Annotated in this window: 17 protein-coding genes, 1 tRNA gene and 1 pseudogene; 9 read left to right on the forward strand and 10 right to left on the reverse strand. The window is 30.9% G+C overall.

The features are described from left to right. Positions 1-173 precede the first annotated feature (173 nt). Positions 174-249 (reverse strand) — tRNA-Lys (locus tag JOD41_RS04790). A 101-nt stretch (positions 250-350) separates the two neighbouring features. Then, positions 351-1,019 carry a GntR family transcriptional regulator gene (locus JOD41_RS04795; RefSeq protein ID WP_205051822.1) on the reverse strand — a complete coding sequence of 223 codons (669 nt, stop codon included), beginning with the start codon at positions 1,017-1,019 and terminating at the stop codon, positions 351-353. Between the two features lie 182 nt (positions 1,020-1,201). Between JOD41_RS04795 and JOD41_RS04800 the strand changes: the two genes are divergently transcribed. Then, complete coding sequence (locus tag JOD41_RS04800) at positions 1,202-1,855, forward strand: PepSY domain-containing protein (protein WP_205051823.1); 654 nt, start codon at positions 1,202-1,204, stop codon at positions 1,853-1,855. Between the two features lie 157 nt (positions 1,856-2,012). On the opposite strand, the gene secA is transcribed toward JOD41_RS04800, so the two are convergent. Then, positions 2,013-4,751, reverse strand: a complete 2,739-nt coding sequence (secA, locus tag JOD41_RS04805) for a preprotein translocase subunit SecA (protein ID WP_205051824.1) — start codon at positions 4,749-4,751, stop codon at positions 2,013-2,015. Between the two features lie 218 nt (positions 4,752-4,969). Here secA and guaA point away from each other — a divergent pair, with 218 nt between their 5' ends. The 5 genes and pseudogenes from guaA to JOD41_RS04830 form a co-directional block, all read left to right on the forward strand. Beyond that, positions 4,970-6,490 (forward strand): glutamine-hydrolyzing GMP synthase, encoded by a 1,521-nt coding sequence (gene guaA, locus JOD41_RS04810; protein WP_156700233.1) that lies wholly within the window; start codon positions 4,970-4,972, stop codon positions 6,488-6,490. Between the two features lie 400 nt (positions 6,491-6,890). After that, entirely contained in the window at positions 6,891-8,222 is a 1,332-nt protein-coding gene (locus tag JOD41_RS04815) for an RNA-binding domain-containing protein (protein WP_205051825.1), read from the forward strand. Positions 8,223-8,339: 117 nt separating this feature from the next. Then, a complete protein-coding gene (locus JOD41_RS04820; protein ID WP_205051826.1) occupies positions 8,340-12,062 on the forward strand; it encodes a hypothetical protein in 3,723 nt (1,240 codons plus the stop codon). A gap of 810 nt (positions 12,063-12,872) precedes the next feature. Next, positions 12,873-13,070 (forward strand): hypothetical protein, encoded by a 198-nt coding sequence (locus JOD41_RS04825; RefSeq protein WP_205051827.1) that lies wholly within the window; start codon positions 12,873-12,875, stop codon positions 13,068-13,070. Between the two features lie 155 nt (positions 13,071-13,225). Then, positions 13,226-13,420, forward strand: a pseudogene (locus JOD41_RS04830) (MobC domain-containing protein); the annotation flags it as partial. Between the two features lie 288 nt (positions 13,421-13,708). Here JOD41_RS04830 and JOD41_RS04835 read toward each other — a convergent pair. From JOD41_RS04835 to kdpF, 7 genes are all read right to left on the reverse strand, one after another. After that, positions 13,709-15,634 (reverse strand): ATP-binding protein, encoded by a 1,926-nt coding sequence (locus JOD41_RS04835; RefSeq protein ID WP_205051828.1) that lies wholly within the window; start codon positions 15,632-15,634, stop codon positions 13,709-13,711. After that, positions 15,621-16,355, reverse strand: a complete 735-nt coding sequence (locus JOD41_RS04840) for a response regulator transcription factor (RefSeq protein ID WP_010248337.1) — start codon at positions 16,353-16,355, stop codon at positions 15,621-15,623. Before JOD41_RS04840 ends, JOD41_RS04835 begins: the two co-directional genes overlap by 14 nt. A gap of 91 nt (positions 16,356-16,446) precedes the next feature. After that, the gene (gene kdpC, locus JOD41_RS04845) at positions 16,447-17,046 is read right to left on the reverse strand and encodes a potassium-transporting ATPase subunit KdpC (RefSeq protein WP_195443482.1); all 600 of its coding nucleotides are present in this window, start codon (positions 17,044-17,046) and stop codon (positions 16,447-16,449) included. 10 nt (positions 17,047-17,056) lie between these two features. Next, a complete protein-coding gene (gene kdpB, locus JOD41_RS04850) occupies positions 17,057-19,111 on the reverse strand; it encodes a potassium-transporting ATPase subunit KdpB (RefSeq protein ID WP_205051829.1) in 2,055 nt (684 codons plus the stop codon). Positions 19,112-19,119: 8 nt separating this feature from the next. After that, entirely contained in the window at positions 19,120-20,862 is a 1,743-nt protein-coding gene (locus JOD41_RS04855) for a potassium-transporting ATPase subunit KdpA (protein WP_205051830.1), read from the reverse strand. Between the two features lie 25 nt (positions 20,863-20,887). Then, positions 20,888-21,205 (reverse strand): hypothetical protein, encoded by a 318-nt coding sequence (locus JOD41_RS04860; protein WP_205051831.1) that lies wholly within the window; start codon positions 21,203-21,205, stop codon positions 20,888-20,890. Positions 21,206-21,226: 21 nt separating this feature from the next. Next, a complete protein-coding gene (kdpF, locus tag JOD41_RS09320) occupies positions 21,227-21,304 on the reverse strand; it encodes a K(+)-transporting ATPase subunit F (protein ID WP_099321785.1) in 78 nt (25 codons plus the stop codon). Positions 21,305-21,590: 286 nt separating this feature from the next. Between kdpF and JOD41_RS04870 the strand changes: the two genes are divergently transcribed. The 3 genes from JOD41_RS04870 to JOD41_RS04880 all read left to right on the forward strand — a co-directional run bounded on the left by JOD41_RS04870 (position 21,591) and on the right by JOD41_RS04880 (position 24,594). Continuing rightward, positions 21,591-23,516: a sensor histidine kinase gene (locus JOD41_RS04870; RefSeq protein WP_195443494.1), complete on the forward strand. Its 1,926-nt coding sequence runs from the start codon at positions 21,591-21,593 to the stop codon at positions 23,514-23,516. Between the two features lie 180 nt (positions 23,517-23,696). Then, a complete protein-coding gene (locus JOD41_RS04875) occupies positions 23,697-24,080 on the forward strand; it encodes a hypothetical protein (protein WP_205051832.1) in 384 nt (127 codons plus the stop codon). Positions 24,081-24,363: 283 nt separating this feature from the next. Continuing rightward, on the forward strand, positions 24,364-24,594 hold the full coding sequence (locus JOD41_RS04880; RefSeq protein WP_239541043.1) for a hypothetical protein: 231 nt from the start codon (positions 24,364-24,366) through the stop codon (positions 24,592-24,594). The last annotated feature ends 627 nt before the right edge of the window (positions 24,595-25,221 follow it).

Genomic DNA, 25,221 nt, shown 5'->3' on the forward strand with positions numbered 1-25,221 from the left:
TTTTATTTGTCTTTTTATTAATTTTATAAAAAATTATTCGAGCCAAAAAATTTCCTAGCATTAGCCTAAATTTTGTGCGTAATTTCAGTCTTATCTATAAAAATTCAGACATCTTTTAAAATTTATAAAGCAAAGAAAAAAGCTTGCAAACACTAGATTTACAAGCTTTAAGATGGTGCACCTTTACGGACTCGAACCGTAGGCCCACTGATTAAGAGTCAGTTGCTCTACCAACTGAGCTAAAGGTGCAAAATTTACAATTTCATTATGAAATTTTTACATCAAACAAATATGTCGATGCAACAGAAATAATTATAAATAAAAAAAACACTCTTGTCAAGTGCTTTTTTTTAAATTCTAAACATTTTATAATCTGCCTGTTCTTCAAACATCAAATAGATATTTTCAATAGTTTTTTCACTGGCTTTTCTTGCTTCATTGGGCTTTTGTTCCTCAATGAGTTTATAAATTTTTTGCAAATTATTGTAATGTTTTTTGTAATTTTTTTTGTCTCTAAAAATAAAATTTCCAAACCTATAAAGTCTCTGATTAATCATATTCATGACTTCAACTAAAATTTCATTGTTTAGACATGATACAAGTGCCATATTCCACTCGATAATTAAATTTTGAGCCAACTCTTCGTCTTTGTTTTCGATTGCCACTCTTAAGTCCTCATTTACCTTTTGAAAATACTCAGTTTTTTCATTAAAACCCTTTTCTGCTAATAGTTCTACTGCAAGAGGCTCCAAGGATTTCCTTACTATATAAAGATTTTTAGCTTCTTTAACGGAAATTTTGGAAACAATAAAGGACTTTCTTGGGAAACTTGTAACGAGTCCATCCTCTTCCAATTTTTTCAAGGCTTCTCTAACTGGTGTTCTACTTACTCCAAGTTTAGAAGCGATTTCCATTTCAATTAATTTATCCCCTGGAAGTAATTGGTTTTTTAAAATCTTTTCTTTTAAATCTCTATAAACTAAGTTGCTAAGAGATTTTTTGTTGCTTCGAAGATCCAAAACTGCACTCTCCTATTTAATAAAATGTTTTCCTAATTCCTAGGAAGTATTTAAATTATTATATCACATAAAGGACACTTTAACATATATTTAATTATAATTATTTACATAAAGTTTACAAAAAATAATTAAGGGTAAGATGTTATAGAAAGAAATTTAAGATTTATTAATTAGGAGGAAATATGAATAAGAAAATTTTAGTTGGAACTTTAGGTCTTAGCTTAGTGCTTACACTCTCAGCTTGTAATGGTGCAAATAAAACTGCTTTAGAAACAAAAAATAATGCAGCAGTAACTACTAATAACAAGAAGAATGTAAGTGAAGAAAATAAAAATGCAAAGGAAACAGAAACTGTTGATCCAGCTAAAGCAAAAGTAATAGCTGATAAAAGTATGAGCCTTGACTTGTCAGCAGCAAAAATTACAAAGGAAGAAGCCTTTGATAACTTTAAAAAACTTCATGCTGATGCAAAAATCGAATCTCTTGGATTAGAATCTGAAGGCGCAAAGCTACTTTATAAAATCGGCGGTTATGATGCAGAAAAAGAATATGAAGTTACAATTGATGCAGAAACTGGAGATGTTGTTAAAGACGAATTCGAAGCAGAAAATACTCAAAACCAAGTTGCTGATCTTCAAAAGAATATGCTTGCATCAATTGACGGTTTTGTGGAAAAAGCAATAGCAGAAGCAGGCGATGGTTTCATAGCAACAGACTACACTCTTGAATTTGACGATGGAAAATACATTGTTGAAGTAGAAGTTGAAAAAGACGGCAAAGATATATCCTACGCTTATGATGTTGCATCTGGAAATTTAATTGAAAAAGATATGTAATTAGTAAATAATTATTTTAAAAGAGGGTTCGCCCTCTTTTTTTCTTGATCTTAATTAGTAATACTTTGCAAAAATACTATTTATAATAATTATAAAAAAATATTTTGAACATTAAAAAAACTCTGGCGCAATAACACCAGAGTTAATTTATTTTTTATTATTCAAATTTTCCGTGACAGTTTTTATATTTTTTTCCACTTCCACATGGGCATGGATCATTTCTTCCAACCTTTTTTTCTTTTCTTACAAAAGGTTTTTGTTTTCCGTCATCTGGATTTACAGTTTCAACTTCTTTTGCAACTCTAACTCTCTTTACTCTTTCAGGATTTACTACATGATAAAGCATTCTAACAGTGTCTTCTTTGATTGATTCGTTCATTTCTTCGAACATATCAAAGCCTTCTTCTGCATAAGCTCTAACTGGATCAGTTTGTCCAACTGCACGAAGTCCAATTCCCTTTCTTAGTTGATCCATGGCATCAATGTGATCCATCCATTTTTGGTCAACATTTTGAAGTAAAGCAACTCTTTCGATTTCTCTGAATTTTTCGTCTCCAAAGTCTTCTTCTTTTTCCTTGTATTTTTCATCAGCAAGTTCTTTAATATATGCCTTTAAAGATTCTGCTATTGGATTTTCAAGTCCCTTTAAGAAATCTTCTTGGAAATCAAAAGTATTTATTCCAAAGCTTCTAATTGATTCAAAGTCTAAATAATTTTTGTTGTTGTCATCAAGCTTGTTGTAGAAGTCAATAGTCTTATCAATTACATCATTTCTCATTGCTACTATGTCTTCTTTTAGGTTTTCGCCTTCAAGAACTCTTCTTCTTTCAGCATAGATTACTTCTCTTTGTTTATTCATAACATCGTCATATTTTAAGACATTTTTACGAATACTAAAGTTGTTGCCTTCTACTTTTCTTTGTGCTGATTCAATTAGTCTAGTTAAAATTTTTGCTTCAACTGGTTCATCTTCTGGTGAATCAATTTTTACCATTGTATCTTTAAATTTGTCGCCAGCAAAAAGTCTAATTAAATCGTCATCTGCTGATATATAAAATCTTGAAGAACCTGGGTCTCCTTGACGACCTGAACGACCACGTAATTGGTTATCAATACGTCTTGACTCATGTCTTTCCGTACCAATTATTCTAAGTCCGCCAACTTTTTTAACTTCTTCAGCTTCTTTGTCAGTTTCTTCCTTGAATTTTTTAACAAGAGCTTGATAATCTTCTCTAGCTTTTAAAATTTCTGGATCATCTGTCTTGAAATATGAGTCTGCATATTCAAGCATTTCTTCTTCCATGCCTTGCTTTTTAAGTTCCTTCTTTGCAAGGTATTCTGGGTTACCACCAAGTACAATGTCGGTACCACGACCAGCCATGTTAGTGGCAATAGTTACTTGACCAAAACGACCTGCTTGTGCAACTATTTCAGATTCTTGTTCATGCTTTTTGGCATTTAAGACATTGTGCTTAATTCCTGCACGTTTTAAATATTTTGAAAGAGTTTCAGATTTATCAATAGAAATTGTACCAACTAAAACTGGTTGTCCCTTTTCATGTGCTTCTTCAATTTCTCTAGTTACAGCTTTGAATTTTGCATCTTCATTTATATAAATATGGTCATTGTCGTCTTCTCTTATTACAGGTTTATTTGTAGGAATTTCAACAACGTCAATATTATAAATATCTCTAAATTCGCCTTCTTCTGTCATGGCAGTACCTGTCATACCAGAAAGTTTATCATACATTCTGAAGTAATTTTGGAAAGTAATTGTAGCAAGAGTTTTTGATTCAGCTCTTACTTCTAGTCCTTCTTTAGCTTCAATAGCTTGGTGAAGACCTTCAGAATATCTTCTACCATACATTAGACGACCAGTAAATTCATCAACGATTATAATTTCGCCATCTTTTACAACATAGTCAATATCCTTGTGCATTGTGCCAGCAGCCTTTAGGGCTTGGTTAATGTGGTGAGATAATTCCATGTTTGATGCGTCTGATAAGTTTTCAATTCCAAAATATTTTTCAGCCTTTTCAATACCCTTATCAGTAAGTGTTGCAGTCTTGTCTTTTTCATTTATAACATAGTCAACAGTTTCTTCTTCAAATTCTCTGTTAAATCTTTCAAGATCAATTTCATCTTGGCTCTTGATTCTGTGAGATAAAGTATTTACAAAATCTCTTGCTCTAACATAAAGATCAATTGATTCATCGCCTTGACCAGAAATAATAAGTGGTGTTCTAGCTTCATCAATTAAAATTGAGTCAACTTCGTCGACAATACAGAAGTGAAGTCCTCTTTGTACCATTTCTTCTTTATAGATAACCATGTTATCTCTTAGATAGTCGAAACCAAATTCATTATTTGTACCATAAGTTATATCAGAATTATAGGCAATCTTTCTTTCATCTTGGTCCATGTCGTGGATAATACATCCAACAGTAAGTCCCAAAAATTCATAAACCTTACCCATCCAATCTCTATCACGGCTTGCCAAATAATCGTTTACTGTAACAATATGTGTACCCTTGCCTTCAAGAGCATTTAAGTAAGCTGGAAGTGTAGCAACAAGTGTCTTACCTTCACCTGTTTTCATTTCAGCAATTCTACCTTGGTGAAGAACAATACCACCGATAACTTGAACTCTAAAGTGCTTCATGCCTAGCACTCTCCAAGCAGCTTCTCTAACAACAGCAAAAGCTTCTGGAAGCAAATCGTCTGTAGTTTCACCATTTTTAATTCTATTCTTAAATTCTTCAGTCTTTTCTTTTAGTTCAGTGTCTGAAAGTTTTTCCATTTCGCCTTCAAGACTCATAACTTTATTTACAAGGGGCTCGATTTTTTTTAGTTCCCTATCACTGTAGGTACCAAAAATCTTTTCCATTAAACCCATTTTACCACTCCTTTTACCTGACGTTATATTCTATCATTAAATGGCATATTTTACAATAAAAACAACTTCATTTATTACCTCTATAAATTATATTGTTAGAAATATTTAATGTCAATATAAATAGCTTAAATACTTAATTTAAATTGAACTTTAAGTCGCATTAACTATACAAAATAAAAATTTTATTATAAAATGTAGTTAATAACGAGGAGGTTAATATGATACTAGTAGTTGACTTTGGTGGCCAATACAATCAGTTAATAGCAAGAAGAATAAGAGATCTTAACATCTATTGCGAAGTTGTACCCTACAACAAGGCCTTAAAAGAATTAGAAAATAGAAATAATGTAGAAGGAATAATATTTACAGGTGGACCAAATTCAGTATATGAAGAAAGTGCACCAAAAATCGAAAAAGAAATCTTTGACAAAAATATTCCAATACTTGGACTTTGCTACGGAATGCAAATAATGGCATACACATTAAAGGGCGAAGTAGTAAATGCACCAAAAGAAAGAGAATTTGGAAAAACTGAAATATATACAGAAAAATCAGAAATATTTAAAAATCTTTCAGAAAAAGAAACAGTTTGGATGAGCCATGTAGATAGAGTTGAAAAAGTTCCAGAAGGCTTTGAAGTAATAGCTCATAGCAAAAACTGTCCAGTGGCAGCCATGGCAAATGTTGATAAAAAACTTTACGCCCTACAATTCCACCCAGAAGTAAACCATTCAGTTCACGGCAAAGAAATGTTAGAAAACTTTGCAGTAAATATTTGTGGTGCAAAAAAAGATTGGACAATGGAAAATTATGCAAAGAAAGCAATAAAAGAAATAAGAGAAAAAGTTGGCGACGGAAAAGTCCTCCTTGCCCTATCAGGTGGAGTTGACTCATCAGTAACAGCAGCCCTCTTATCAAAAGCAGTTGGAGAAAAACTAACTTGCATCTTTGTAGACCATGGACTAATGAGAAAAAATGAAGGCGACGAAGTAGAAGAAGCCTTTAAAGATTCAGGTATGCACTTCATAAGAGTTGACGCAGAAAAAAGATTTTTAGAAAAATTATCTGGCGTGACAGATCCAGAAAGAAAGAGAAAAATAATTGGCGAAGAATTTATAAGAGTCTTTGAAGAAGAAGGACAAAAAATAAAAGCAGTGGACTTCTTGGCACAAGGAACAATTTATCCTGACGTGATCGAATCAGGACTTGGCGACTCAGCAGTAATAAAATCCCACCACAATGTAGGCGGACTACCTGACTTTGTAGACTTCAAAGAAATAATCGAGCCACTAAGAATGTTATTTAAAGACGAAGTGCGTGACCTTGGAAGAGAACTCGGACTTGCAGACTATTTAGTAGATAGACAACCCTTCCCTGGACCAGGACTTGCCATAAGAGTAATGGGAGAAATCACAAAGGAAAAACTAGACATACTTCGTGATGCAGATAAAATCTTTAGAGACGAATTAGAAAAAGCAAAGCTTAAAGATATAAACCAATACTTTGCAGTCCTAACAAATAATAGAACAGTTGGAGTAATGGGCGACTTTAGAACTTATGACTATACCCTTGCCCTTCGTGCAGTGTCAACAACAGACTTCATGACAGCAGACTTCACAAGAATCCCTTGGGAAATCTTGGATAAAGTATCAACAAGAATAGTAAACGAAGTAAATCATATCAATAGAATAGTATATGACATAACATCAAAACCACCAGCAACTATTGAATGGGAATAATCGAAAAAAAATTAAAAGCTTTGTAAAATCAACGGTTACAGAAGATGAAAAACTGTAACTGGGACTAAAATGGGAACATTTGTAAAAAGAATAAATTGAATAATTCTTCCAAGTGGTTTACATTCGGACAAAAAATTAGACCGTAGTCTTAGGCTGCGGTCTTTTTGCGTACATATTTTGATTTTAGAATCTTGATTTTATATAATTATGTAGGTTGTTATAAATTAGGTCATTAATTAAGGTAAATAAAATATTGAAAAATATAAAGACCATAAGAGGATATTTGAGGAAACATTTAGATTATATAGCAAACAAGTAAATTATGCGACAATAAAATGTCGGTTTGAATTCTAGCATTGTCGCAAATGTGATATAATAATTATAATAGAGGAGGACTGCAATGAGCCGATATATTGAATCAGAAACAATTGAATTAAAAGAAAAATACAAAGATACAATTACAAAGGAAATAGTATCTTTCCTTAATAGTGCAGGAGGATCAATTATTATCGGAGTAAAAGATGATGGTGTTGTAGTTGGTGTTGATAAAGTTGATGAAATTCTTAGAAAAATATCTGATATTATAACAACTAAAATAGAGCCGAACCCACAAAATGAAATCAGTTCAGAACTAAAATTTGATGAAGGAAAAACTCTAATAGTTATTCATATAAATAAAGGCCATCATCATATTTATTGTCAAAAGAAATATGGATTCTCTTCTACTGGTTGCACAATACGAATCGGAACAACCTGTAAAGAGATGACACCGGAACAGATAAAAATTCGATATGAGAAAAAATTTATAGATAATGAATACATGCTTAAGAAAAAATCAAATTCATCAGATTTATCGTTTAGGGAACTTAAGATATATTATTCAGAAAAAAATTATCATTTGGAAGATAAATCTTTTGAAACGAATTTAAACCTAAGGAATGAAGCCGGAGAATATAATTTATTGGCAGAACTATTATCAGATAAAAATAATATTCCATTTATTTTTGTAAAATTCCAAGGACAGAATAAAGCTTCTATATCTGAAAGAAGTGACTATGGTTTTGGATGCATATTGACTACTTATGGAAAAATAAAAAACAGATTGCAGGCTGAAAATATATGTATTTCTGATACGACAGTTAGACCAAGAAAAGACACCTATTTATTTGATTTTGACTGTGTAAATGAGGCAATTTTAAATGCTTTAGTTCATAACGATTGGACAATCACTGAACCACAGATTTCAATGTTTAATGATAGACTTGATATATTATCACATGGTGGACTTCCTAATGGAATGACAAAAGAGCAATTTTTTGATGGAATAAGTAAACCGAGAAACGCAACATTGATGAGGATATTTCTAAATATGGGACTAACTGAACACACCGGACATGGGATTCCAACCATTGTAGAAAAATATGGGAAAGATGTTTTTGAAATTGAAAGTAACTATATTAGATGTACTATTCCTTTTGAGCAAAGAGTAATTGAACAAATAGACAATAAAAATGTCGGTTTGAATGTCGGTTTGAATGTCGGTTTGAATAAAACTGAGAAGAAAGTCATCGAGCTTCTAATAGAGGATCAAAGCCTTACATCAATTGAACTTTCAGAAAAAATAGGCGTAACAAAGAGAACTATCGAAAGAGCATTTAAATCTTTACAAGAAAAGAACATGCTAGAAAGAATTGGATCAAAGCGTGATGGAAATTGGATTGTTATTAGGTAAATAATTAGATTTATTGTAAGAAAGTATAGTGGATAAAATATTATTCGTAGAAGAAAAATGTAAATAGCATATGGTATTAGTGGTATGCTTTTATTTGTTAATAAAGGAGTTGTTGAAATGCTTGATTTACTGCTAGATGCTATTGCATCACTTGGAATTGCTGGGGCTCAAGATGTTTTGACTTTGGCAGGGGAGAGCGCATTAAAAAAATTTAAAAAATCACATGAATGGAAGAAATTGATTATTGGGACTAGTGAATTTTTCATTAAAAATGAACAAGAAGAAAGCTCATTTTTTGGTGACTTGGAGTTGGTACTATCCAAAGAAAATTTATCTAAGGTTGCAAAGGATTTAAAGACTGAAGATGGTTATGTTTTGAAACATAAGCTATATAAGGTTTTTATGCAATTAATGAGCAAATATGAGATTCCTTACGAAATTGCTGAATCATATACCATGAGAATCATGTATGCAGTGCTGGAACAGCTAAGGACTATAAGTCCTCAGAAATATGAACACTACTTTCTTCAGGAATGGAGAGATGAACAAGAAAAAAACTTTTCAGAATTGCAAAATCGTATTGAAAAGATGTCAAGTGAGCTTGCGATTTATAATCGTGAGCAAGTTGCAATTGCATCTTCAGGGAAGATGGATATTGATCTTAGAAGAAGCACATATTGTCCATCTATTGGTATTGATTTTTTCATTATCGATGACGAGCACTTTCAAGATAAATTTGAGAATTTGAGATATGATGAATTAGTATTCATAAGAGGACATAGTAAAGAAGAGACAGTTTATTGTATTTTAAACGAATTATGGAGGCTTAATGATAAACGTCCCATATATGTTGTTAAGAATTTCAAATCATGGGAAAAACTTCAAGTAATGGGAAATAAGGGGAATATATATATTCCATTGTTTTATTCTGATGAGATAGCAGCAATAGAGAACAATACTAATATTTTTGTAATTGATGAAAATACTCCTGTATTTGGTAAGAGTGTTTTAGAATTGCGACCAAGAACATGGGATACATTATCCAAATGCTTACAAGAGGCGGGATTAGAGTATAGTAAAGCCTATTCTTTATTATCGGATACACATGGTTTATATAGCCAGATGAAAAAGCAGATTTTTAGAGGCGAATATCTAAAAAATCCTGCGTGGATGGGTGGAATAAGTGAAAAAGCAAAAAAAACTTGTCTTCTTATTGGGAGTTGGGAGGAAATTGAAGGTGATAAGATAATAATTGAATCTTTATATGAAGATTCATATGATAAATTTATTGAGGAGGTTCTTCCATATGCAAAAGGAGAAGATCCTCTTCTATACATGATTAAACGTAATGGTTCAATTTCATATTATTTAGCAAGCATTGAGAACACATGGAGTTATATCAATGTATTGAATAACGAAAAAATTTGGAAATCATTTATTACTGTACTGTTTGAAGTGATTAATGAATCTGAAAATTTATTTACTTATGATAGCAGCGAAAGACTTATTGCGCAATTTAAAGGTGAAAAACTATTTTGGTCTGAAACAATAAGAAAGGGCATGTTAAAGACTTTACTTATTAAGGGGGCATATCAGAATGATGATGAAACTCAATTGTTCCTTAACAAATTAGTTGAAGATATTTTAAAATATGTCAAAACAAAAAAACAATGGATTTACATATCGAAAATTTGGCTAGAATTATGTGAGATTTCTCCTGTATCAGTAGTAAAAAGAATTGAAGATGAATGGGATGAGAATACGGGATTATTATCTCTTTTTCAGGACCAGTCAAATGAATTTATTTTTGAGGGAAATCCTTATATTGACATTTTATGGGGGATTGAACAACTCATTCTACAAAAAAATTTCTTTTGGCCTGCTTTTAGATGGCTTCTTAAATTAGACTCACAAAAGTTTGAGTATAAATCAAATTCTCCTAAAGATACATTTGCAAAGGTGTTTTGTACATGGATGAATTTCTCTCCATTACAGAATGCAGAAGAAAAAATTGAAGCAGCAGAAATAGCCTTCAAAATTGATTCTGTTAATATGTGGGAGCACTTGTTTTCAGCAATTGATTACAATGGGAGAAGTATATTTGGTGAATTATCAGCGCCGAAATATCGTGAACATTATAACCCACAATCTACAACAATAGTTGAAATGAAAAAAACACAGCTGGGATATTTAAAATTATTAATGAAACACATGGATTTTTCAGCAAATCGATGGGAAAAAATAATTGGTTTATCAATTGGATTTTCAGATGAATTGCGAAGAGTGATTTTCGAACAGCTTTCCTATGAATTAAGTCAAATGTCTGATGAAGAAGTAATGCAAATTAAAAATAAAATTCGTAATATCATTTATAGACATAGGTTTTTTACATCATCTGATTGGTTAATTTCTGAAGATATTATTGTTAAATATGAAAACCTTCTTGATGAAATACATATTAATATACCTGAGTATGAATATAGTTATTTGTTTAAAAATAGCTATGATTATCCACTACTACATCCTGTACCATATGATAGAGAAGGATACTGCAATGAAAACGATAAAGCTAAAGAAAACCTTATTAAAGAAAAAATCTTGGAATTTCAAGCTATGAATTATGATTTGTCAGTATTAGCAAAAGTATGTGCTAATGAGTTGTATTCATCTTTAGGTAGATATCTAGCGAAGTATTGGAATGATTGGAAATGGGATTTTGAAGTGTTTAAATGCTTATTACGAGCACAAGCATCAGGGCAGATTGCTTTTGATTATTTGTATGGTTTTAATGAAGAAAAATATATAGACTATAGTTTGATTATTGATGATTTAACAAGTAGTGGATATAAAGTAAATATATTGGCAAGCGTATATAGAATTGAAGCTTCTAGGACAAAAAGTATTCCGCTAGTAACAAAAGCTTCAGAATCAATTCAGAAGGAGTTTTGGAAGAACTCTATTCATTGCGATAAATGTAATGATACATGGGTATTAATGGAAAGTAAGAAATATGCCAATTTAGACGTATATTTGGATCAGATTCATCAGATACACTATAGAAAACCTTTGACCGCAGAAAAAATATTTGATTGTTTTAACGGTATTGAAAAAATTCCTCATTCACAAGCAAATCAGATGACAGGTTATCATGTTGAACAGTTAATTAGTGTGGTTCAGGATGCATATATTGACGATACAGAGAAATGCAACAGAATATCACAGATTGAAATTTTTTTTATGAATTTAATGAAATGGGATAATATGAAGTGTTTCCATAGAATGATAAAACAGTCACCCGAATTACTAGCAAACCTTGTTGCTGTGATATTTAAAAAAGATCATGGATCAAAAGACGATTTATTAAATAATCAAGAGTATATCAATAATATGTATTCAATTTACGATAAAGCTCATTTTTGTCCTGCCGAAATTGATGGTGAAGTAGATGAAACTAATCTCGAAGAGTGGGTAAAAAAATATAAGAACTTATTAATAGAGAATGATCAAGAAAGTTTGTTTACAATAACACTTGGTAGATTATTTTCTTTTTCACCCTTAGGTGATGATGGACATGAGCCATGTTACGCAGTAAGAAAGATGATTGAAAAATACGGAGATGAAAATATGATTAATAGTTATCAGATTGCTGTGTTCAATCGACGTGGTGTTTTTAGCCCTTCTGCAGGAAAAGAAGAAATGAGTATGGCTGAAGAATTTAAAAATAATGCTGAATATTTAGAATCACTTTATCCAAAGACTGCAAATATCTTTTATAAATTATTTGAAAGTTACAATCATGAATCTAAACGAGAAAGGATGGATGCTGAAATTGGTTGGTAGTGTATCTATTCTAAAACAGACTTAAAAAGAAAAAGCAAATTGAATATGAACCTGAGCTAGGTGAATTAACTGATGAATGAAAGCAAATAATTGATAAATTAATAGATGAGGGATTTAAATTTGATATAATTTAAAATCAACTAAACATAGATATATTTTCGTAGATAAATGTTATGAATTTAATTACAAGGAAGAAAAGAAAAGCAGTTCCATGGGAACGAGGATTTTGATTTAACAGAAATAAATAAAAGCATTTAAAAATATGTCACAAATACCTTGTGCAGATTATATTGACCATACATAATGCATACATGGTAAAACAATTAGAATTTAAAATATAAAAATTGTAAATGATAATAAATCCATTGAAGAAAAAATTTTAAAAGTTGATGAAAATTATTTGAATTACTCATCTCTAAATGAGGTTAATTATTTAGCTTTTAATGAAATTAGTATAGAGATCTTTATGGTTTAATAAAAGCAAAAGCAATTGATGAAGATAATAAGAATTATTGTGAGGCTAGTTTTGATGATTGGCTACAGGGTAAGGGAATTGAACAGATAGAACATATAAAAGATTAACAAAAGATGAAGGTATTAAAAACGAGACAAAAACATTACCTAAATTAATAAGAAATGTAATACATAATCCAGATAATAAAAATAAATCGTATTGCAGTGAAGACCTCAGATAACATATCGAAAGACTTAGAGAAATATATAAGGAATATAATTTTTATATAACAGACTGGTACTGGGACTGGGACTGGGACTAAAAATTTGAAAACGTCCTATAATTAGGTGGATTTGGTGATATTAGAAAAAATAGAATCTAGTATTTTGAACGGTTTGGGATATATCGGACGTTTGGAAAAGAAGAATGGGAGTAAAACTCCCCTGTGTGGTAGTTTTACCCGAAAAATAGCGCAGAGCGCGGAGAGCAGTGAAACTGCGATTTTCGGTAGTAGCAAAAAAACAAAAAACTTTGTGAAATCAATGGTTACATAAGATTAAAAACTGTAACTGGGATTAAAATGGGAACATTTGTTAAAAAGAATAAATTGAATAATAGTTCCAAGTGGTTTACATGAGGACAAAAAATTAGACCGTAGTTTAAAAACTGCGGTCTTTTTGTGTATATATTATTTATGAGGATTAATCTATTTAGACATCTCCAATGGTTACTTTCAAATACAACAAACAATATAAATCAGATTGCAAAGGCAACTAATACTACTGGTGTTATTTACAAAAATGAAATTGAAACAATGAATAAACAGATAGAAAAATTATCAAGAGAAATATGGCAGATTCATTCCCTACTTCTTAATAAATCGAAAGAAAGTTCTGGTGATTAGTATGGCAATTACAAAAATACATCCTAAAAATCAACTCTAAATTTTCATGAAAAATTGACAGTTTATCAAGCCCAAGTAAAATTAAGTAAAACTCCAATTCTAGAGGAATGGATAAACATTGATAAATAAAAAAATGTATCAGCCCTTACCCTTTTTTATCGGGATTAAGGTTGATACACAAAATTGTTTACAGACCCGGGTCACCTTATTTAATTTGGTAGCTCTTTTTAATTGTATCATATTATAATTCTTTTATATTTGTACAAAGTATAAAACATAGTTTATCGTTTATTGGCTAGCTTTCAAATCCATAGTAAATACAGATCCACTTGGTATATTATCCGTTACACTTATTTCGCCACCATGGGCCTTAACTATAATCCTACAAAGATATAAGCCTAGACCTATACTCCTCTTGCTATCGATGATTTTGTTATTAGCCGAATAGAATTTTTGGAATATTCTTTTCTTATCGGCATCTTCAATTCCTTTTCCATTATCTGCCACTTGGATTATGACTTTGTCTGCATCTTGGTAGGCTCTTATATTGATACTTGACCCTTCAAAAGTATATTTTATAGCATTATCTACAAGGTTTATGATGACTTGTATTATTAACCTCACATCCATATCAGCCATTAGGTAGTCATCATCTATATCAACAGTTATATTGTGATTTTTTTTATCTCTGCTTACATGCTTTAGGGCATCTTCTATGACTTCTTCAACCATTTGTGGCTCTATTTTTAGTTTGCTTTTACCTTCTTCAACTCTAGTTACTGAAAGTAAATTTTCTATAAGATTCAGTAGCCACTGTGAATCATCATAAATATCTCTATATAGCCCTAATTTCATTGTTTCTGTTAAGTTTTCCGAATTATTAAGTAGTATATCAGAATTACCATAAATAGTAGTTAGGGGCGTTCTTAAGTCATGGGAGATTGATCTTAAAAGATTTGTTTTCAATTGCTCATCTTTTATTCTCAAATTAGCTTCGTTTTTATCTTTTAAAATTTTTTCTTTCTCTAAAGCCAAAGACATATATCCAAGGATTGCTAGTAAAATTTTATTTTCTACGGAATCTAGCCTATCTTTACCCAAATGTATACCTATAACCCCATACACACTTGTATTATATCTGATTGCATAATATAAGTACTTGGCATCTGGCAAATATTCTGTGCCAGCACCTGCACTTTTGTTTTTGGCAAATACCCACTTTACTATTTCTAATTCTTTGAGAAATTCTTTATCAGCATCCCTAAAATCATCCTTGAAAATTAGTGGATCCTGAATTTCCCCATCTACTATATCGTAATAAACTATATTTCTATTTAGTAGGTTTGATAATTGATTACAGCCTGTTTCTATGATTTCGTGTTTGGATATTTTAGTCTGTAAAAGTTGATTTGTTTCTAACAAAAGCTTTGTTATATATGTCATATTTGATGAGTTCTTTTCATTTTTTCTTATCTTGCTTGCTAGCTTACTTGTCAAAAATGATACTATTAATAAGACTAAAAAAGTAATAATATATTCAGGATTAGATACTGATAAACTTAAAGTTGGCTTAGTAAAACAATAATTAAAGGCTAATACGCATATTACAGATGAAATAAAACTCACTAATTCATCATAAGTTACAAGGGCAATAAAAAATACACCTAGTATATAGATCATTATTATATTTGCATCACTGTAGCCAAAATCATAAAATATATAACCTATTAGAGTGCTGATTGCTAGTATAATAAAAGCAATTAACAAATCTTTTGATATATTTTTGTTTTCTTTAAATCCATAAGTTTTGACCTTATCATTTATTGGAACAGCGTAAATATCTATTCTGTCAGATTTTTTTACCACTTGATCATATATGCTGGTATTTAAAGATAATAGCTTAAAATCATTTCGGTTTTTTCCTATTACAATTTTTTTTACTTTATATAGTTTTGCAAAGTTTACTATTTGGCTTGCTATATCGTCATCATATATAATCTCAACCATGGCCCCCATGTTTTCCGCTAGACTTAAATTGTCTTGTAGGTAGTCATTGTCCTTTTTTCCCTGAAACTTATCTCTATCAGATACATATAGAGCAATTAGTTTAGCTTTTTCATTTTGAGCTATCTCATTGGCTTCTTTTATTACCTGACTATTAGATTGGGATTCAGATATACATACTAATATCAAATTTCTATCAATTAAATCCATTTATTTCATCTTCCCCTGATTTATTGATTCTAATCATCTTGTAGCCAACTCCAACATGAGTTTGGATATACTTATCGTCAGTTAATTTTTCTATCTTTTTTCTAAGAGAGGTCATATACACTCTCAAAGAAGAGAGATCAGATGCTAGGTAATTGACCCAAATGTTTTTTAGGATGTATTGATGTGTGAGAACCTTGCCAACATTTTCTGCTAATAAACATAATAAACTATATTCTATTGGCATTAAATGTATTTCTTCACCTTTAATAAATACGCTTCTCGAAGGATAATCTATTCTTATATCTCCATTTTCAAATGAAATTTTGTCTTCAACACTATTATTTTCAGCATAGTTTATTCTTCTTAAGGTTGACCTAACTCTTGCAAGAAGTTCATCAACATTAAATGGCTTGGTCAAAAAATCATCTGCCCCTGCGTCCAAGGCTTCTATTTTATCTTCATCATGGGTCCTAGCGCTAATTACTATAATTGGAGTAGTCGAAAAATCTCTGAATTTTTTTATTATTTCTATTCCGTCAATGTCAGGCAAACCCAAGTCAATAAAAACTATGTCATATTTATTTGAAGTCATTAGCTGTAGAGCATTTTTACCATCAATCGCTAGGTCATATTCATAATCATTTATCTGCAATGTTGTTGATATCAAGTTTCTCACAGCTCTGTCATCTTCTACCACTAATATCTTTATATTTTCATTCATATTTACTTACCTTCTTAAAGCATACTTTGTGAAAAAATAATTTTAGGCCCCAAGATATGATCTCATGGGACCTTTATCAATCTTGTAATATTTATTTGTTCATTTCACTAATCAAATCTATATTTAATTCCAATACATTTACTCTTTGTTCACCAAAGATTCCTAATATTTTTTCTTTTGTGTTTTTCTTGATTAATTGTTCTATACTTTCCTTAGAAAGTCCAGTATTTTTTGCTATCCTATCAACTTGTAACTCGGCTGCTTTTAGGGAAATATGAGGATCAAGCCCTGAAGCAGATTGACTGATGATATCTTCTGGAATATCCTCTTTTGATACAGTTGGGTTTTCTTTCAAAAACTTATCAACATCCTTATCAATTCTCTTTTTTAAATCAGGATTACTTACCGCGAAGTTTTCACTACCAGAGGCTAGCGACCCAGATTTTCCTCTATAAACATTGTAGTTGACAGCTGATGGTCTGCCATGAAATAATTTTGGATCGGTAAAATCTTGGCCTATTAATTCAGATCCAACTACTTCATTATCTACTTTTATTAAACTACCATTTGCTTGTTTTGGGAAGATTAATTGAGCTATTCCCGTCATAAAAAGTGGATAAATTATACCACATACTATAAATGCAAATATTGTTAAATAAAATGCACTTTTATATTTTTTTATAAATTTCATTTAGTCTCCTTCATATTCCTAATACACCAAGTAAAGGAAATACTAATATATCTATTAGTTTTATACCCATAAAAGGACAAATTACACCACCAAGTCCGTAAATCAACATATTCTTTCCTAACATTTTTGAAGCTGACATCGGTTCATATTTAACACCCTTCATTGCCAAAGGAATTAGACAAGGAATAATAATTGCATTAAATATTAGTGCTGAAATAATAGCACTTGATGGACTATTCAATCCCATAATGTTCAATACTTTCATTTGAGGTATAGCAAGAGTAAATATAGCTGGTATTATAGCAAAATATTTGGCAATATCATTAGCAATAGAAAATGTTGTCAAAGAACCTCTTGTTATAAGTAGCTGTTTACCAATCTCTATAACTTCCAATATTTTGGTTGGATCTGAATCCAAATCAACCATGTTTGCTGCTTCTTTTGCTGAACTTGTACCACTGTTCATAGCAATACCAACATCAGCTTGAGCCAAGGCTGGAGCATCGTTGGTTCCATCTCCTGTCATGGCTACAATTTTACCTAGGGCTTGTTCTTTCTTTATGGATTCTATCTTATCCTCAGGTTTACATTCTGCTATATAGCCGTCAACACCAGCTTCTGCTGCAATTGTAGCTGCAGTAAGAGGGTTATCTCCAGTACACATTATGGTCTTTATCCCTATTTTTCTAAGTCTTTCAAACCTTTGTCTAAGTCCTGGCTTAACCGTATCTTTCAAATAGATAATTCCATAAATTACATTATCTACACAAACGACTAGTGGAGTACCCCCTAATTTTGAAATACTTTCTACTTTTGCTTGTAGGTCGCTTGGTACATCTCCACCTCTTTCAGTAATAAACTTTATTATCGCTTCCCCAGATCCCTTGCGTATCATGACACCGTTTTTTAAATCGATCCCACTCATCTTGCTTGCTGCAGTAAATTCTACAAAAGACGCATCTTCGTAATCTGCTGGATTAACTTTAGAACCCAATTTTTTTGCAAGTTCGACTGTAGATTTACCTTCAGGGGTGTCATCTTTTAGTGATGATATCATGGCATATTCTATTAAATCTGATTTGTCGATTCCATCGACATTTATAAAATCACTAGCTAACCTATTTCCAAAGGTTATTGTTCCCGTTTTGTCTAGAATCATTGTATCAACATCACCACAAGCTTCTACAGCCTTGCCTGACATTGCTATGACATTGAATCTAGTAACCCTATCCATACCAGCTATACCGATTGCGCTAAGTAATGCACCAATTGTAGTAGGGATTAGGCAAACCATTAAAGCTATCAATGTAGAAACTGAAATTTTTACATTAGAATAGTTAGCTATTGGATATAGGGTTATGATAACTATCAAAAATATAATAGTTAAGGAAACCAACAAGGTATTTAGAGCAATCTCATTTGGTGTTTTTTGTCTAGAGGCTCCTTCTACAAGAGATATCATCTTATCCAAAAATGATTCACCAGGATCTGAGCTTATACGAACTTTAATCCAGTCTGATACAACAAGTGTACCTCCCGTCACTGAAGAAAAATCTCCTCCACTTTCTTTAGTTACTGGTGCGGATTCACCAGTGATTGCAGATTCATCAATACTTGCTATACCTTCAATTATTTCACCGTCATTAGGGATTATTTCGCCTACTTTTACTAAAACTACGTCTCCTTTTTTTAGGTCATTACTAGAGATTTCAATTTCTTTTCCATCATCTAAAATTTTTCTAGCCTTAGTATCCTTTTTTGTTTTTTTCAATGTCTCTGCTTGTGCCTTTCCCCTACCTTCAGCTACGGATTCGGCGAAATTTGCAAATAGTAAAGTTATAAACAAAATAATGGAAACAAGCATATTGTATTTACTTGCATTGTCGCTTCCATCATTTATCAAATTTGGGAAAAAAGCAAGTAATAGACAAATTATAAATCCAATTTCTACTACAAACATTACAGGGTTTTTTATCATATACTTAGGATTTAATTTTAAGAATGCCCCTTTAATAGAAGTCTTCATTATATCTTTACTTATAAATTTTGTTTTCTTATTAACCATATTTCCTCCTATAGTACCAACCATTCTGCTATTGGTCCTAAAGCTAGTACTGGCAAAAATGTTAGTGCTGCAAATATATAAACAATTATTACTAAAATAATTGAAAAAGTTAAGTTATTAGTTTTTAATGTTCCAGCAGTTTCATTGATATCTATTTTTTTAGAAAGATTTCCTGCTATTGCTAGCTGGATAATAATAGCTAAATATCTTCCAAAAAACATTACTAATCCACAAGTTATATTCCAAAAGATTGTATTGTCAGCCAAACCTTCAAAACCAGAGCCATTATTCGCTGCTGATGAAGAATATTCGTATAGTATTTGACTTAGTCCGTGGAATCCTGGATTAGTAATACCCTCAAGTCCAGGATTTATACTAACTGCTAGTGCAGAAAAACCTAGAATCAAAAGTGGGTGAATGATAATTGATAAAGCTGCAAGTTTCATCTCATTACCTTCAATTTTTTTACCTAGATATTCCGGTGTCTTACCAATCATAAGACCGCATATAAATACTGCTAAGATAGCATAGATTAACATATTCATAAGTCCTACACCTGCTCCACCAAATACAACATTTAACATCATGTGAAGCAAAGGAACTAGGCCACCCAAAGGTGTAAGTGTATCATGCATATTGTTAACAGTTCCAGTAGTAAATGACGTTGTAACTGTCGTAAATAATGAAGATTGGGCAATGCCAAAACGCATCTCTTTTCCTTCCATATTTCCCATATTGTGAGATATTCCAGAAAGACTTGCCCCGTTTACACCATTAAGCTCATTATGATAACAAATACCCAAGCCTATTACAAATAATATGGACATGGCAATAAATATTGACTGGCCTTCTTTGCCCAGCCAAACTTTCTTAGCCATAGCTTTATCTGTGTGCTCTGGTATTTGTTTATTTTCACTTGCTGATTTTTTAATAAACTTATCATGTGCCATCTTTCCAAAAATGAAAACACATGATCCTGGCAATAACATCATAGAAATTAATTCTATAATATTTGAAATAATATTAGGGTTTTCAAAAGGAGTTGATGAGTTGGCTCCGAAAAATCCTCCACCATTAGTACCCAAATGTTTAATTGCTTCCAAAGCAGCTACAGGACCAGCACCAAGTTCTTGGTTTTTGCCCTCAATAGTTTTAATTAAAATATTAGAATTAAAGTTTTGGATAACTCCTTGAGACACCAATAATAATCCAACAATAATAGATGCTGGTAATAAAAATCTTGTTATGATTTTTATAAAATCTACAAAAAAGTTTCCCATCTTCTCTCCAAGTATTCCTCTTATCATTGCTACGCAAGCTGCATATCCACTAGCTGCTGAAGTGAACATCATCATAATAATCACAAACATTTGAGAAAAATATGACAAGCCTGATTCACCAGCATAGTGTTGCAAGTTAGTATTAGTCATAAAAGAAATAATTGTATTAAAAGCTAAAGTTTCCTCCATAGAGCCTATTTTATTTGGATTAAATATCCCTATAGATTGAATTCTAAGAACTAGATATGAAAGTAGAGCCAAACACGCATTTAAAAGAATCAATGACAATGCATATTCTTTCCAGTCCATATCACTTTTTTCAATCTTTAAAATTTTAAAAATTCCTGAATCCACTTTATCAAATAAAGGATCAGCGAATGTTTTTTTATTGTTAGTCATTTTATATAAGTAATTTCCACATGGAAATATAATGACTAAGAATATTAGTAATGTTAATAATATTTGTAACATAATCTCTCCTACTTACACAATTTTCTTACGAAAATATATATTTTTTATTTGTGCCATATATTCCTAAATTTTCCAAATTTTTACTAGCAGGTTCATAGCAAGGGTCTAATGCCCAAGCAGCCCTGAAGTGTTTCATAGCCAATTCATGGTTTCCTCTTATTTCCATCAAAATACCTAACAAATTGTGAGGAACTGGACTATGTGGATAATCTTTCATTTTATCTTTTACCAATTCTAAACATTCGTCAAGGTTTCCCAAATCAATTTTTAATTTTATTAAGGAACAAAAATCATTCAAACAATTATTAAAATCACATTTATTTAAATTCATAATTTCCTTCATACTTATCTCCCAAAACTATATTTAAAATTTCTCAGGGTTAATCAGTGCATAAAACAAATAGCATAAAACCCCTAAAATAACAATTAATAATAGTAACATATAAACCTCCACAATAATTAATTACTTGTAATTTTTTTATCTATCCAATGGACAAATAATTTTAATATTAAAAATGAAATGATAATTATAGCTATCATAATAAGGTCTAACATTAATCACTCCTCCTATTCTCTAACTATATGTGTAATATACCAACTTTTACCTTAAAATAGTTTTAAAATATACACCATAGACATTAAAATTGTATTAAAATCCACTGATTTTGCCTTTTTTTTTAATATATATAGTAAAATAAAATCAGAAATAAATAAAGAAGGATAATTTTATGGAAAAAAAAGGTGAATTGACAATCTTCTTCGGATACTGTGCAGGTGTCGGCAAGACATACAATATGCTAGAAGTTGCCCACGAAAAGTACCTAGAAGGCATAGATGTGGTTGTTGGTTATGTAGAACTTCATGATAGAAAAGATACTCTAGCATTAATGAATGGTCTAGATATAATAGACTATAAAAAAATAAACTATAAAGATCATATTTTTAATGAACTGGATATAGATAAGGCCCTAGATAGAAAACCTGACATCATATTAGTAGATGAGCTTGCCCATACCAATGCACCAGGCAGTAGACATAAAAAAAGATACCAAGATGTAGAGGAATTACTTAGAGCAGGCATTGATGTATACACAACATTAAATGTCCAACACCTAGAGAGCCTTCATGATATAGTAGAATCAATTACTAATATAAAAGTCAATGAACGTATACCTGATTATGTTTTTGATAATGCTGACCATATAAAAATAATAGATATTGAAGTAGAACAATTAATTGAAAGATTAAAGGAAGGAAAAATATATAATTATTCCCAGTCTAAAAAAGCCCTAGATAATTTTTTTACTATAGATAATCTTATCTCGCTTAGGGAAATAGCTTTAAGAAGATATGCTGATAAAATAAATTTATATACTGACGAAAAAAATAAACCATTTTTAAAAGAACATATACTAGTGTGTCTTGGCCCATCACCTACTAACCAAAAAGTAATCAGAACTGCTTATAGGATGGCTAACTCTTTCCATGCAGAGTTTAGTGCCCTATATGTAGAAACATCTGAAAGCAAAAATTTTTCTAATACAGAAAAAAATAACTTACAAAAAAATATAGACTTGGCTAAACATCTAAAAGCTAATATCGTTTCTTCTTATGGTGATGATATATCATTTCAAATTAGCCAATATGCAAAACTTAGTGGAGTATCAAAGCTTGTCTTGGGAAGATCCTCACAGAAAATATCATTTTTGAATAAAACAACTATAATTGATGAGATTACTAAGGATGCTCCAAATCTTGATATATTCATAATCCCTGATGCTAACAGTGAGTATAAGAAAAAAAATATAAGGCTAGATGAATTTGTGCATTTTGATAGAGAAGATCTGATAGTAACTTTGCTCATACTGTTAGCTACAACTGTACTATCTTATGCCTTATTTATTTTTGATTTTAATACAACTAACATAGTTTTGCTTTATACTCTATCATCCTGCATAGTTGGATACACAACAAAACACCCTATATACAATATGCTTGCTCTCTTGCTAAATATCCTTATTATAGATTTTATATTTATACCACCCTATTATTCTTTGAGGATTTACTCAAAAGAGTATCTGATGATATTTATAATAATGATCATAGTTTCTTTTTTCATTAGCCTAATGCAAAATAGACTAAAAAAGGAAAATATACTAACAACTCAGCAGTCACACAGCTTAGAGGTTCTGCTTAAAACAAGCCAGAGATTGCAGCTAAGCAAAAACTATGATGAAGTAATGTATGAAACCTGCTATCAACTACATAAGCTCCTAAACAAGGTAATAATATTTTATCCTGTTTTCAAAAGCTCGCTTTTGTCGCCAATAATTTATAACCCAAAAAACGTCGCAAATATGAAAGAAATATATTTGCAAGACTCCGAGAAAACTGTAGCAAAATGGGTATTTTTAAATAATGATAGTGCTGGTGCAGGCACAAATACTCTAACTAATGCTAATGGCTTATATTTTGCCATTAGAAAAAATAGTGCAGTCTATGGCGTTGTCGGCATAGATATGTCAGATAAAAGTATCGGTAGTCAATTGTCAGTAAATGATAAATCTCTGCTTATAGCCATGCTAAACGAGATCGCTCTGGCAATTGATTCATTGGAAAATAAGTCTTGCTATATAAACCTTAATAAAATTTAATATTATAACTTCATAATTTTTCTATTGAATACTTTGCTATATTATGGGGGTATTTTTATGTCCGAACTAATGAACAAATAATAAAGTATTAAGATCATTTCATAATCAATATATAAATGGACAAATCAAAACTACCAGCTCAGCTGGTAGTTTTGATTATTATATAAAAAGAGGTATGCAATGGTTATTTTAAAGAAAATTTCATTTTCAAATGAGGAAGTTGTTTATGAATATTATCCGGAAGGAAAAACTGAATTTCCGGGAATAATCGCAGCAGATTTAAAAGAAAGAAAAGTTTTCCTTAAAAAAATCTCACAAAAGGATTTCTATCGAAAAATACTTGGATCAGAACTTAATGATATGAGGGATAGCATAAATAATATGCGAGTTGAAAATGGAGAAGAACCATATACTGAAGAAGAATTGTCCCTTTATGATCCTGATAAAGATTATGGTGGTTATGTATATTCAGAAAAAGCTATATCTAAACTTGAAGAATTTCTTGAAACTAATAATTACAAAGATGAATGTATAGTTGCCTGGTATATGCAAAAATTATGTTAGTAAATTTTATAGATTTTTAAAATTTTAATTCAAATAAATGTAAAGAAAAATTTACAGATATAAGTGGAAATTCAGCCATTCAAATATTTTTTCACAAGTATATTTGTGATAAAATACTAATTAAGGATACTTTATCTTAATAAAGAGAAAGTAATGTAGGAAATTATGATTGAAAAAATTATTGACGACAATGAAAATATATTGTGGCGAGGAAAACCCAATGTCTTTCTTTATATTGTAGGCAACCCAAGCATTTATTTAATTGCATTAATTTGGGGGATTTTTGACTTCTTTTTTATTTCTATGCACAATTATCCTAGTTTATAATGGCGAAGGGGGAAATTCATCTTACAGCTTTAAGGCTGACGCAAATAAATTTATTTCCATTGAAGATCCCTACGATGTCTACAAACTTCTTAAAAAAGTATCTCTCGATGTTGCAACAGATCAAGCCTATCCTAACGCCTATAGACCAAAAGAGAATGAAGGCTACAACACAAAATATAAAAGATAAATAAAAGGCAACAAAATGGTCACTGAGAAAATTTTCATGTCAGAATTTTTATCGGTGACTTCTGATTAATGAGGGAAATTTCTGTAATATTTTATTTTAATAGAGCCTTCTTTGCCTTATTTTTTAATAAATAAGAATAAATAATAAGTTATAAGAAAGAGTTGACAGGTGATGCATATCCTATGTTACCTTCTAAATATTCTTTTACTATTTTTAGTTTGAATTCTAAATTGTATTTTGACATTAAAAAACTGACCTCTTTAAGTTGATTTTTAAATCAAGCTTTTGGGGGGCATTTCACTGCGCCGGTGGTTTTTATTATTAGCTAGATGTATTTTGGCGTTTATATAGAATCTTTATAAATATTATTAGTTTTTGTCCGGTACTGGGATTGGGACGGGACTAAAAATTTGAAAACGTCCTATAATTAGGTGGATTTAGTGATACTCTAAAAAAAAGAATTTAGTATTTTGAATGGATTGGGATGTATCGTACCTTTGGAAAAGAAGAATGGGAATAAAATTAATATAAACTTACAAGACCTTAGTTAATACTAGGGTCTTATTTATTTGTCATTATACGAAATCATAGCTATAAGAATTTTCTATAGTGTGTTATTATATATAG

Source organism: Peptoniphilus gorbachii, from assembly GCF_016908115.1.
GTDB lineage: Bacteria > Bacillota > Clostridia > Tissierellales > Peptoniphilaceae > Peptoniphilus_A > Peptoniphilus_A gorbachii.

Excerpts from the sequence above, each read along its gene's own strand:
- JOD41_RS04840 (WP_010248337.1), bottom strand. The coding sequence starts at position 16,355 with ATGAATGAAAATATAAAGATATTAGTGGTAGAAGATGACAGAGCTGTG.
- JOD41_RS04875 (WP_205051832.1), top strand. The coding sequence starts at position 23,697 with ATGGTTATTTTAAAGAAAATTTCATTTTCAAATGAGGAAGTTGTTTAT.
- JOD41_RS04820 (WP_205051826.1), top strand. The coding sequence starts at position 8,340 with ATGCTTGATTTACTGCTAGATGCTATTGCATCACTTGGAATTGCTGGG.
- secA (WP_205051824.1), bottom strand. The coding sequence starts at position 4,751 with ATGGGTTTAATGGAAAAGATTTTTGGTACCTACAGTGATAGGGAACTA.
- JOD41_RS04835 (WP_205051828.1), bottom strand. The coding sequence starts at position 15,634 with ATGGATTTAATTGATAGAAATTTGATATTAGTATGTATATCTGAATCC.
- guaA (WP_156700233.1), top strand. The coding sequence starts at position 4,970 with ATGATACTAGTAGTTGACTTTGGTGGCCAATACAATCAGTTAATAGCA.
- kdpF (WP_099321785.1), bottom strand. The coding sequence starts at position 21,304 with ATGTTACTATTATTAATTGTTATTTTAGGGGTTTTATGCTATTTGTTT.
- kdpB (WP_205051829.1), bottom strand. The coding sequence starts at position 19,111 with ATGGTTAATAAGAAAACAAAATTTATAAGTAAAGATATAATGAAGACT.
- kdpC (WP_195443482.1), bottom strand. The coding sequence starts at position 17,046 with ATGAAATTTATAAAAAAATATAAAAGTGCATTTTATTTAACAATATTT.
- JOD41_RS04815 (WP_205051825.1), top strand. The coding sequence starts at position 6,891 with ATGAGCCGATATATTGAATCAGAAACAATTGAATTAAAAGAAAAATAC.
- JOD41_RS04800 (WP_205051823.1), top strand. The coding sequence starts at position 1,202 with ATGAATAAGAAAATTTTAGTTGGAACTTTAGGTCTTAGCTTAGTGCTT.
- JOD41_RS04870 (WP_195443494.1), top strand. The coding sequence starts at position 21,591 with ATGGAAAAAAAAGGTGAATTGACAATCTTCTTCGGATACTGTGCAGGT.
- JOD41_RS04860 (WP_205051831.1), bottom strand. The coding sequence starts at position 21,205 with ATGAAGGAAATTATGAATTTAAATAAATGTGATTTTAATAATTGTTTG.
- JOD41_RS04855 (WP_205051830.1), bottom strand. The coding sequence starts at position 20,862 with ATGTTACAAATATTATTAACATTACTAATATTCTTAGTCATTATATTT.